The 10700-nt window shown below is 71.9% G+C and carries 6 protein-coding genes; 5 read left to right on the top strand and 1 reads right to left on the bottom strand.

Features of this window, described 5'->3' with window-relative positions:
• Nucleotides 1–319 precede the first annotated feature (319 nt).
• Genes ABGB01_RS19870 through ABGB01_RS19855 form a run of 4 tightly spaced genes read left to right on the top strand, consistent with a single transcriptional unit; the run spans nucleotide 320 to nucleotide 5912 of the window.
• On the top strand, nucleotides 320–1606 hold the full coding sequence (locus ABGB01_RS19870) for an extracellular solute-binding protein (RefSeq protein ID WP_347775029.1): 1287 nt from the start codon (nucleotides 320–322) through the stop codon (nucleotides 1604–1606).
• Nucleotides 1607–1609: 3 nt separating this feature from the next.
• Nucleotides 1610–2605: a sugar ABC transporter permease gene (locus tag ABGB01_RS19865; RefSeq protein ID WP_347775028.1), complete on the top strand. Its 996-nt coding sequence runs from the start codon at nucleotides 1610–1612 to the stop codon at nucleotides 2603–2605.
• On the top strand, nucleotides 2602–3453 hold the full coding sequence (locus ABGB01_RS19860; protein WP_347775027.1) for a carbohydrate ABC transporter permease: 852 nt from the start codon (nucleotides 2602–2604) through the stop codon (nucleotides 3451–3453). Before ABGB01_RS19865 ends, ABGB01_RS19860 begins: the two co-directional genes overlap by 4 nt.
• Nucleotides 3454–3506: 53 nt before the next feature.
• Complete coding sequence (locus ABGB01_RS19855) at nucleotides 3507–5912, top strand: hypothetical protein (RefSeq protein ID WP_347775026.1); 2406 nt, start codon at nucleotides 3507–3509, stop codon at nucleotides 5910–5912.
• A 21-nt stretch (nucleotides 5913–5933) separates the two neighbouring features.
• Here ABGB01_RS19855 and ABGB01_RS19850 read toward each other — a convergent pair whose 3' ends face one another.
• Nucleotides 5934–7133: a cytochrome P450 gene (locus tag ABGB01_RS19850; RefSeq protein WP_347775025.1), complete on the bottom strand. Its 1200-nt coding sequence runs from the start codon at nucleotides 7131–7133 to the stop codon at nucleotides 5934–5936.
• Between the two features lie 97 nt (nucleotides 7134–7230).
• Here ABGB01_RS19850 and ABGB01_RS19845 point away from each other — a divergent pair, with 97 nt between their 5' ends.
• A complete protein-coding gene (locus ABGB01_RS19845; protein WP_347775024.1) occupies nucleotides 7231–10626 on the top strand; it encodes a phosphodiester glycosidase family protein in 3396 nt (1131 codons plus the stop codon).
• The last annotated feature ends 74 nt before the right edge of the window (nucleotides 10627–10700 follow it).

The raw sequence follows: 10700 nt of genomic DNA, 5'->3' as shown, positions 1-10700 counted from the left end.
GGCTTGGGCAGAACGCCCGAGCGACATGGCTGCCGTCGTTGCTTGCAATCATTTCTGGAAATTTCTGCAACGCAACGCCCGGTTCCCGGCTCGCCCGGCGGCGGCGCCACGCCTTCCGGCCGTCCGTCGTGGGGAAACGGATCAGCCTGCACCTGCGGAAACGCCTACAACTGCGGCCAGCGGCCGGCCGAAGGCCGCGCGTGCGGATCAATGTAACAACTTGCAGAAATCTTGCGTCCCCATCTATCCGAGAACGCCGCCTCGGCGTAACCTCCGGCGTACCCCGACCTCTGATTCAGACAGCTGTGAGGACAAGGACATGCGACGACTCTTAGCGGCCTCTGCCGTGGCGGCGCTCACCCTGACGGCCACCGCCTGCGGCGGCGGGGGTGGTGAGGCCGCCGCTCCCACCGCCTCGGTCACCGACCCGTCGAAGATCACCGGCGAGCTGACCTGGTGGGACACGACCAGGCCCGACAGCGAGGGCCCGACGTTCCAGGCGTTGATCAAGGAGTTCGAGGCGCAATACCCCGGCATCAAGGTCAAATATGTGAACGTGCCGTCCGACCAGGCCCAGAACCAGTTCCAGACGGCCGCGCAGGCCGGCACCGGCGCGCCCGACGTGATCCGCTCCGAGGTGGCGTGGACACCGCAGTTCGCCTCGCTGGGCTATCTGCAGCCCCTTGACGGCACCCGTGCGGTGGAGGACGAGTCCGACTTCCTGCCCGGGCCGCTGAGCAGCACCAAGTACACCGGCAAGACGTACGCGGTGCCGCAGGTCACCGACACGCTGGCGTTGATCTACAACAAGCGGCTACTGAAGGGGGCCGGCCACGAGGAGCCGCCCAAGACGGTCGCCGAGCTGAAGCAGGCCGCGCTCGACGTCAAGGACAAGACCGACGCCGACGGCCTGGCCCTCAACGTCGACTCCTACTTCCTGCTGCCGTTCATGTACGGCGAGGGCGGCGACCTGCTCGACGTGCAGAGCAAGAAGATCGTGGTCAACTCGCCGGCCAACGTGAAGGCCATCGAGACGGTGGCCGACCTGATCAACTCCGGCGCCGCGCCCAAGCCGGCCACGACCGACAGCTACGCCAACGCCATGACGGCTCTCAAGGAGGGCAAGGCGGCGATGATCTACAACGGTCCGTGGGCGCTGTCGGAGATCTACCAGGGCAAGGAGTTCAAGGACAAGTCCAACCTCGGCATCGCCCCCGTCCCGGCCGGCTCGGTCAAGGCAGGGGCTCCGACGGGAGGCTGGAACCTCGCGATCTACGCCGGGTCGAAGAACATCCCGGCCGCGTACGAGTTCGTACGGTTCATGACCACGGCCAAGGCGCAGGCGAAGATCGCCAAGGAGATCAGCCTGCTGCCCACCCGCACCTCCGCCTACGCCGACCCCGACGTGCAGGGCAACCCGGACGTCGCGGTGTTCAAGCCGATCATGGACACCGCCGTGCCGCGCCCGTGGATCCCCGAGGGCGGGCAGCTGTTCCAGCCGCTGCTGGAGGGCTACCAGTCGCTCGTGGGCGGCCAGGCCACGCCCGCCGACATGCTCAAGAAGGTCGACGAGCAGTACCACGGGATCATGAAGGACTGGAGCTGACCCGTGGCAGTCTCGACCGGACGGGCTCCGGCCGCGGGCGAGTCCGCCCGCGGCCGGAGCCACCGCAGTGACAGCCCCGGACGGCTGAGACGCGCCCTGTCGGCCCACTGGTACGCCTGGGTGATGATCGCGCCGGTGGTGGTCGTGATGCTGGTGCTGATCGGCTGGCCGCTGGCCAGGGGCGTCTACCTGTCGCTGACCGACGCGACCGAGGCCAACATGGGCCGCACCATCGGGGTCAACGTGATCCCGTCCACGTACGAGTTCGTCGGCCTGGACAACTACCTCCAGATCCTGACCAGCAGCCTGTTCTGGGACAAGGTGCTCTGGACCGTGACGTGGACGGTGGTGTGCGTCGGCCTCCACTACGGCGTCGGGCTCGGCCTGGCCGTGATGCTCAACCGCAAGCTGCGCCTGCGGTCGGTCTACCGGGTGCTGCTGATCCTGCCGTGGGCGGTGCCGGCGTTCGTGGCCGCGTTCATCTGGCGCTACCTCTACAACAGCGACTACGGCGTGATCAACGGCTTCCTCAAGGTCGCCGGGCTGTCCGGCGTGGGATGGCTGGACGACCCGGTCACCGCCAAGATCGCGGTGATCGCGGTCAACGTGTGGATCGGGGTGCCGTTCATGATGGTCGCCATGCTCGGCGGCCTGCAGTCGATCCCGGCCGAGCTGTACGAAGCGGCCGAGGTCGACGGCGCCTCCCCGTGGCAGCGCTTCAGGGCGATCACGCTGCCCGGGCTGCGGCAGGTCTCCACCACCGTGGTCCTGCTCGGCACGATCTGGACGTTCAACATGTTCCCGATCATCTTCCTGGTCACGCGGGGCGGGCCGGGCAGCGAGACCGAGATCCTGGTCACCTACGCCTTCCGCGAGGCCTTCACCGGCATCCGCAACTACTCCGGCTCGGCCGCGTGGGGCGTGATCATCCTCGCCATGCTGGTCGTGCTGGCCATCGGCTACCGCCGCACCCTGCGCAGTCAAGGAGGCCCCTGGTGACCCGCGCGACCCGGCCCCGCGGCGAGCGGGGACCGCTGGCCTCCATCGGCCTGCACGCCGGCCTGCTCATCGCCGTGGCGATCTCGCTGTTCCCGGTGGTGTGGCTGGTGCTCACCTCGCTCAAGCCGCGCGACAGCTGGCTGTCGGCCGAGCTCCGGCTGTTCGACGACTCCTCGCTGGACAACTACGCCCGCGTGCTGACCGACACCGCGTTCCCGCAGTGGCTGCTCAACAGCGTGCTGACGGCTGGGCTGACCATGGTGCTCGGCGTGTTCCTCGCCGCTACCACCGGCTACGCCGTCAGCCGCTTCCGCTTCCCCGGGCACCGCTCGGTCATGTGGCTGCTGCTGATCACCCAGATGTTCCCGGTGGCCATCCTCATCGTCCCCCTGTACAACCTGATGGCCGGGCTCGGCCTGCTCAACCAGATCCCCGGCCTGGTGATCGCCTACATGACGATCGCGGTGCCGTTCTGCGCCTGGATGATGAAGAGCTACTTCGACACCGTGCCGGTGGAGATCGACCAGGCCGCGATGGTGGACGGGCTGACGCCGTTCGGCACGTTCTGGCGGGTCGTGCTGCCGCTGGCCCGTCCGGGCATCGCGGTGACCGCGTTCTACTGCTTCATGACCGCCTGGGGCGAGGTCGGCTACGCCACGGTGTTCATGTCGCAGGAGGACAAACGCACGCTGGGGGTGGGCCTGCAGCAGTTCGTCGGCCAGCACTGGTCGGACTGGGGGCTGATGACCGCCTCCGCCGTGCTCATCGCCATCCCCGCGGGCGTGGTCTTCCTTCTCGTGCAGCGCCACCTTGTCACCGGGCTCACCGCCGGCGCGACCAAAGCGTAAAGTATTCTACCGATAACTGTACGTGACGGGATAGTCGCAGGATCCTTGTCCACATGGACGGATTCCTCGACGAGACCTGCGGCGGGGTGACGGAGCTGCGCGTCCACGGTGTCTCCGGCACGCCGCCGGCGGGCATGCTCAACCACCCCCATCCCCGGCTGGTCGCGGGCGACGGCACCACCGGGTTCTACCGGCGCTGGTGGACGGCGGGGCAGCCGGTGGGCGACCGGGCCGACGTGCCGGGCGTCCGCCGGCGGGAGGCGTACGCGTGGGGCGGACTCACCTCCGGCGGGCGGACGATCGCGCTGTGGTTGCTCCTGCTGCCGTTCTCGCTGGCGAACCTGTCCTACTTCATGCTGCCCAGGCCGCGGGGCGGCGACCGGCTGCGGCACGTGACGGAGGCGGCGCAGCGGCTGTTCGCCCTGCTCCTCACCGGCACCCTCGTCGGCGCCGTGACCAGGGCCTGCGTGGACCTCGTCGGCTGGCAGTGCACGGCCGCGGGACGGGCCTGCACCGATGTGCTCGCGCCCGTCTGGTTGCGGTGGATGGGCGAGATGTGGGGGCACGAGCCGTCCAAACGCCTGGCCGTCACCGCGCTGGCGCCGCTGCTGGTGGTCGTTCTGCTGTGGTGGACCGCCCGCCGCACCTGGCGCCGCGACGAGAGCAAGGTCGTCCCCGCCGGTGCTTCCGGCAGCGGTCCCGGCAGCGGTCCCGGCAGCGGTCCCGGCAGCGGTCCCGGCAGCGGTCCCGGCAGCGGTCCCGGCAGCGGTCCCGGCCACGATGACGGCGGCGGTTCTGACGGCGTTCCCGGTGGTGCCACCGAGGGCACTGAGGACGGGCCTGCCGGTGAGCGGCTGCTGCTGGCGCGGGCGCGGCTGTGGCACGGCGGCGCGCCGGTGTGGCGGTTGCGCATCGTGCACGTCGCCTTCGCGATCGCCTCGATCGGGATGGCCGTCGCCGCGCCCTTCGCCGCCACCCCGCTGGGGCTGGCGCTCACGTCGGCGAACGCGGGCGTCGAGCTCGCCGCCGCCGTGCTGGTCGTGCTGCCGTGGACCGGCCGGCGGCTGGACCCGCACTCCGGCGGGCGCGAGCCCACCTGGCTCAAGGTCGCGTGCCACGCGCTGCGGGTGGCCGCGCCGCTGGTGTTCCTGGCCACGTTCTGGGCGGCGCTGGCCGGTCTGCCGCCGGGCGTGGAGGGGCTCGTGCTGCCCGGCGTGGGCGCGGGGCCGGTCCAGTTCGCGCTCATGCTGGGGCTCGGTGCGTTCATCCTGGCCGCCACCTGGGTGCTGGCCCGCATGGACCGGCCAGGCGGCGGCCCGGACCCGCTCGACCGGCCGGCGATGGGCGGGCTCGCCGCGTGGTTCATGCTGATGGTGGCCGCGGGCTGCGCACACGTGCTGGCGCTCGGCGCGCTGTTCTGGACCGCCACGTTCTTCGGCGTCCCCGGCAGCCTGGCCGACCCGGGGCCGCCCGGCAGGAGGCTCTTCATCGACGACCCGGTCTGGTGGACGGCCGCCCTGGTGCCGCTGCTGGGGGCGGCGCTGGCCGGGGTGGCGATCGCCCTCTGGCTGGTCCGCCGCGCCGAGGCGGGCAGGCTGGCGCCCGAGCTGGAGGAGCACTACGGGGAGCGCGGCGGCGCCACGGTCGCGCGGAAGTGGGCGCTGGCCGCGCTCACCGACCGGGCCGGGCTGGTGCTGGGCCTGCTCACCGGCATCGGGGTGGCCGGGTTCGCCGTGGTGACCGTGATCTACCAGCTGCAGCTGTTCACGCCGAAGGCGGGAATCGCGGGGCTGCTCGCCTCGGTCGGGAGCTGGGCCACGGCGGCCGCCGTCGTCGGCCTGGTGCTGCTCGGCCGCCGCACGTACGGCAGCTCGCGGCTGCGCAGGACCGTCGGGATCGTCTGGGACGTGTCCACCTTCTGGCCCAGGGCCATCCACCCGCTGGCCCCGCCCTGCTACACCGAGCGCGTCATCCCCGAGCTGATGGCCCGCCTCGGCAGGCTGGCCGCGACCGAGCGGGACACCGTCGTCCTGTCCGGGCACAGCCAGGGCAGCGTCATCGCGGCCGCCCTGGTCCTGCAGCTCGACCCTGACATGCGGCGGCGGGTCAGGCTGCTCACCCACGGGTCGCCGCTGCGCCGCCTGTACGCCCCGTTCTTCCCCGCGTACTTCGCCGGCCGTGGCCTGCCGGTCCTGCGTGACGCGGCCGCCTGGCGCAACCTGTACCGGCTGAGCGATCCCATCGGCGGCCCCGCGTTCCGCCGCGTCGACCCCCTCGCCGCCGAACCCGATCGCGGGAACACGGTGGACCGGTTCTGCTGGGATCCGCTCCGGCCGGCGCCCGGCGAGCCGCTGCCCGAGGCGCGCTGGCACTCGGACTACTGGCTCGACCCGCCCTACCAGGAGGAGCTGGCCCGGTTGGTCGCTCCGAGCCTGCCGCCCGAGCGTACGGCCCTGTAGGGGCCCTATGAGGGGCGCGGATCACCAGGACAGGACGAGCTTCTCGGGGGCGCGGTGGATCAGGGTGGCCGCCATGGTGACCTCGGTTTCGGCCAGGCGCAGCCCGGGGAGCTCGCGCACGAGCAGCTCCAGCGTGATGCGCAGTTGCTCGCGAGCCAGGAGCGCGCCGGGGCAGCCGTGCACGCCGTGCCCGAACGACAGGTGACGCGCCGGCTCCCGCGCGATGTCGAACACGTCCTGATCCGCGTACACGGCTTCGTCCCGGCCCGCCGAGGCGAACGACACGAACACCGTGTCGCCCTCGGCCAGCTCCGTGCCGCTCAGCGTGAGCGGCCTGGTGACCCGGCGGCGGAAGCCCTGCACGGGCGCCTCGAACCTGGCGGCCTCCTCGATCGCCGCCGGGATCAGCTCGGGCCGCCGGCACAGCAGCTCCCACTGGCGGCGGTCGCGCAGCAGGCGGTGCACGGCGGTGCCGAGCAGCGCGGTGGTGGTCAGGTGGCCGGCCAGCATGAGGTTCTGGGTGTTGGAGACGATCTCGTCGCGTTGCCGGTCGGTCGGGTCGCCGGGGCCGGGGGCCAGGCCGCGGACCAGCTCGCCGGTCAGGCTCTCCTGGCCGCGCGAACGGGCGGCGTGCGCGACCAGGAGGTGCCGCAGCGCGGCCACCTCCCGGGCGGCGGCGATCTGCTCGTCCTCCGGCATGGGCGTGAAGATCAGGTCCTCGGCGCGGTCGCCCGCCCGGACGGCGGCGGGCACGTCGGCCGGGTCGAGGCCGAGCAGGTGGCCGATGACGGTGGCGGGCAGCGGTCTGGCGTAACCGGCCATCCACTCCACCCGGCCCGCGGCCGCGAACGACGCGACCAGCTCGGCCGCCGTGGCCTGGATGAACGGGCGTGCGGCGGCCACCCGGGCGGCCGACAGGCCGCGGGTGAGCGGCCTGCGGTAACGCTGGTGGGCCTCGCCGTCGGTGCTGAGCACCACGGGGGCGTTGCCGGGCGCGCCGGCCAGCTCGGCGAACGCGCGCGGGCTCGGCGTCACGTCGCCGCGGAAGGCGCCCTGGGAGGAGAAGTCGGCCGGCCGGCCCAGCACCTCGCGCACGTCCGCGTGCCGGGCCACGAGCCAGGCGTCCAGCTCGTCGGCGAAGGTCAGCCCCGGGGAGGCGCGGGCGCGGGCGTAGACGGGGTACGGGTCGCGGTAGAAGGCCTCTCGATCCACACGTTCCATCGTGGTGGGCCCCGCGCGAGGCGTACAAGATCTGAAATTTTCTTTTAGTTCATGCGTAAGCCTTGAAAGTTATATCCATGAACGATTGAGTTCGGTCGTGCAGACCCTCAGATTGCTGGCCGCCGCCGCGCTCGTGTTAGCCCCCGTGGCCCTGAGCGTGCCCGCGCAGGCCGATGCCGCACCCCCCGCAGAGGACGCTCCCCAGGCGTCGTCCTACCCGCCGCCGTCCACGCTGATCACCCGGGCCGCCGAAGGGCGGCAGCGGCTGGAGACGGCCAAGAGGACCCGGCCGGTCGCGCCGGGCATCTCGCTGACCTCGTTCGACACCTACGACCCGCTCGGCTGGCTGCGCGCCGACGCGATCACCGCGGACCTCGGCGGAGCGAAGGCGGACTACGTGTTCTCCGGCGAGGTGTCCAAGACCGAGCCGCTGTCCGGGCCCGCCAGGCGCTCCCACGCCGTCGCCGCCGTCAACGGCGACTTCTTCGACATCAACAACTCCGGCGCCGCCCAGGGCATCGGCGTCCAGGACGGCACGCTCGTCCAGTCGCCCGTCGCCGGGCACGAGAACGCGGTCGCGATCACCGGCGACGGCGTCGGACGCGTGCTCAAGATGTACTTCGAGGGCACCGCCACGCCCGGCGGCGGCTCCCCGATCACGCTCACCCAGTTCAACCAGATCGTGCAGGACGGCGGCGTGGGGCTCTTCACGCCGCTGTGGGGCTCCTACAACCGGGCCCGCGCCGTCGAGGGCGCCACGTCCGTCGCCGAGGTCGTCATGAAGGACGGCGTGGTCACCGAGGTGCGCACCTCCGCGGGCACCGGCCCGATCCCGGCGGGCACCTCGATCCTGCTCGGCCGCGACGCCGGCGCCGAGGCGCTGTCCGCGCTGAAGCAGGGCGACCGGATCGACGTGAAGTACCAGCCCAAGGCGTCGGACGGCAGCACGGTCAAGGCGGCCGTCGGCGGCAACCGGGTGCTGGTCAAGGACGGCGCCGTACAGAACTCCACCGACACCAGCGCCCACCCGCGCACCGCGGTCGGGTTCTCGGCCGACGGCAGGAAGATGTACCTGCTGACCGTGGACGGCCGCCAGGCCGACAGCCGCGGCGTCACGCTCAACGAACTCGCGGCCATGATGGTCGAGCTGGGCGCGGCCAACGCGCTCAACCTCGACGGCGGCGGCTCCTCCACCATGCTCGCGCGCGAGCCCGGCTCCGCCGACGTCCAGGTGGAGAACAGCCCTTCCGACGGCGGCGAGCGGCACGTCCCCAACGGCCTGGCGCTCTACGCGCCCGAAGGCAGCGGCAAGCTGAAGGGCTTCTGGCTGGAGACCGCGAGCGACCCGTCCAGGGCGCCCGGCGTCGCGCCCGTCGCCGGTGGCCGCCCCGACCGGGTCTTCCCCGGCCTCACGAGGCGCCTGACCGCCGCCGGGTACGACGAGACGTACGGCCCCGCCGAGGGCGAGCCCTCATGGCGAGCGAAGCCCGCCGTCCACGGCGTCGTCCGCGACGGCAGGTTCCACGCCCTGGTGCCCGGCCAGACCACCGTCACCGCCTCCCGCGGCCGCGCCAAGGGCGACATCGAGCTGACCGTCCTGCAGCCGCTCCAGCGGCTCGGCGCCACCGCCGACCGGCTCGCCATCGCCGGCGCGGACGGCGCGGCCACGTTCGGCGTGGTCGGCTACGACCGCAACGGCAACTCCGCGCCCATCGAGCCCGCCGACCTCAAGCTCGACTACGACAGGAACCTCTTCGAGGTGACCGCCGCCGACCACGGCTCCTTCACCGTCAAGGCCAAGCAGGCCTCGGGAGCGGGGCTGATCACCGCCAAGGTCGGCAAGCTCACCACCGCCGTGCCCGTCACCGTGGGGTTCGAGGAGAAACCGGTCGCCGACTTCGAGGACGCGGCCACCTGGAAGTTCGCCGCCGCCCGCGCCACCGGCTCGCTGTCGGCCGCACCCGGTCACGACGGCGGCGGCCTCAAGCTGTCGTACGACTTCAGCACCTCGACCGCCACCCGGGCCGCGTACGCCAGCCCGCCGAAGGAGATCGTGGTGGAGGGGCAGCCGCAGGCGTTCGGGCTCTGGATCCACTCCACCGGCAAGGGGGAGTGGCCGAGCCTGGAGTTCTACGACGCGCTCGGGCAGTCGCAGATCCTGCGCGGGCCGTACATGACGTGGACCGGCTGGAAGTACGTCGAGTTCGCCGTGCCGCCCGGCGTCAACCACCCGCTGCGGCTGCGGCGCTTCTACGTGGCCGAGACCAAGGCCGACGTGCGGTACACCAACGAGATCATGATCGACGGCCTGGTCGCCAAGGTGCCGCCGCCGGTCGACGCGCCGCCCGCGCCCAAGGTCGCCGACCCGGTGGTCAGGGACGAGGTGGCGACGATGCCGTGGCGGTTCGCGGTCATGTCGGACGCGCAGTTCGTGGCCAGGGAGCCGGACAGCGACCTCGTCAAGAACGCCCGCCGCACGCTGCGCGAGATCAAGGCGGCCAAGCCCGACTTCCTGGTCATCAACGGGGACCTGGTGGACGAGGCGTCGCCCGAGGACTTCGCGCTGGCCAGACGGATCCTCGACGAGGAACTGGGCGGAGAGCTGAAATATCACTACATCCCCGGTAACCATGAGGTCATGGGTGGCGCGATCGACACCTTCAAGGCCGCCTTCGGCGACACGTACCGGACCTTCGACCACAAGGGCACCCGCTTCATCACCCTGGACACCTCCCGCCTGAGCCTGCGGGGCGGCGGCTTCGAGCAGGTGGCCATGCTCAGGTCCGAGCTGGACAAGGCGGCCAAGGACACCTCGATCGGGTCGGTCACCGTCCTGTTCCACGTCCCGCCGCGCGACCCCACACCGGGCAAGGGCAGCCAGCTCGGCGACCGGAAGGAGGCGGCGCTCGTGGAGGGCTGGCTGGCCGACTTCCAGCGCACCACCGGCAAGGGCGCCGCCCACATCGGGGCGCACGTGGGGACGTTCCACGCCGCCCACGTGGACGCGGTGCCGTACTTCATCAACGGCAACTCCGGCAAGAACCCGGCCACCGCACCCGACGACGGCGGGTTCACCGGCTGGTCGCTGTGGGGCGTCGACCCGGTCACGCCGGCCGAGGCCGAGCACGTCAAGCGGAACTGGTTCGCCGACGCGCCCGACTGGATCGGCACCCAGGTGCGCCCGCACGTGGACGAGCTCACGCTGACCGCCCCGGCCACCGTCGCCGTCGGAGCGTCCGCCGAGGTGAGCGCCGCCGTCAGGCAGGACGACACGACGGTGCCCGCCGCCTACCCCGTCTCGGTGGTGTGGTCGGGCTCGCCCAACCTGCACGTCGGCAGCCGCAAGACGGCCAAACCCTGGCACGTCGCCGTGCTCGACCCGGAGAAGGGCACGCTCACGGCGCTGCGCGAGGGGAAGGTGACGGTCGCCGTGACGGTCAACGGCGTCACCGAGCGGGCGTCGGTGGCGACCACCGCCAAGGCCGCAGCCTGACCCCTTCCGATCCCCTCTGGTCCAGGTCGCTCCACGCCGGGGCCGGGCCGCGTCGTCGAGGCGCGGCCCGGCCC

The sequence above is a fragment of the Nonomuraea sp. B5E05 genome, from assembly GCF_039880665.1.
Lineage (GTDB): Bacteria > Actinomycetota > Actinomycetes > Streptosporangiales > Streptosporangiaceae > Nonomuraea.
Note: the sequence above shows the minus strand (reverse complement) of the source record. Positions and strands in the feature narration are given on the sequence as shown.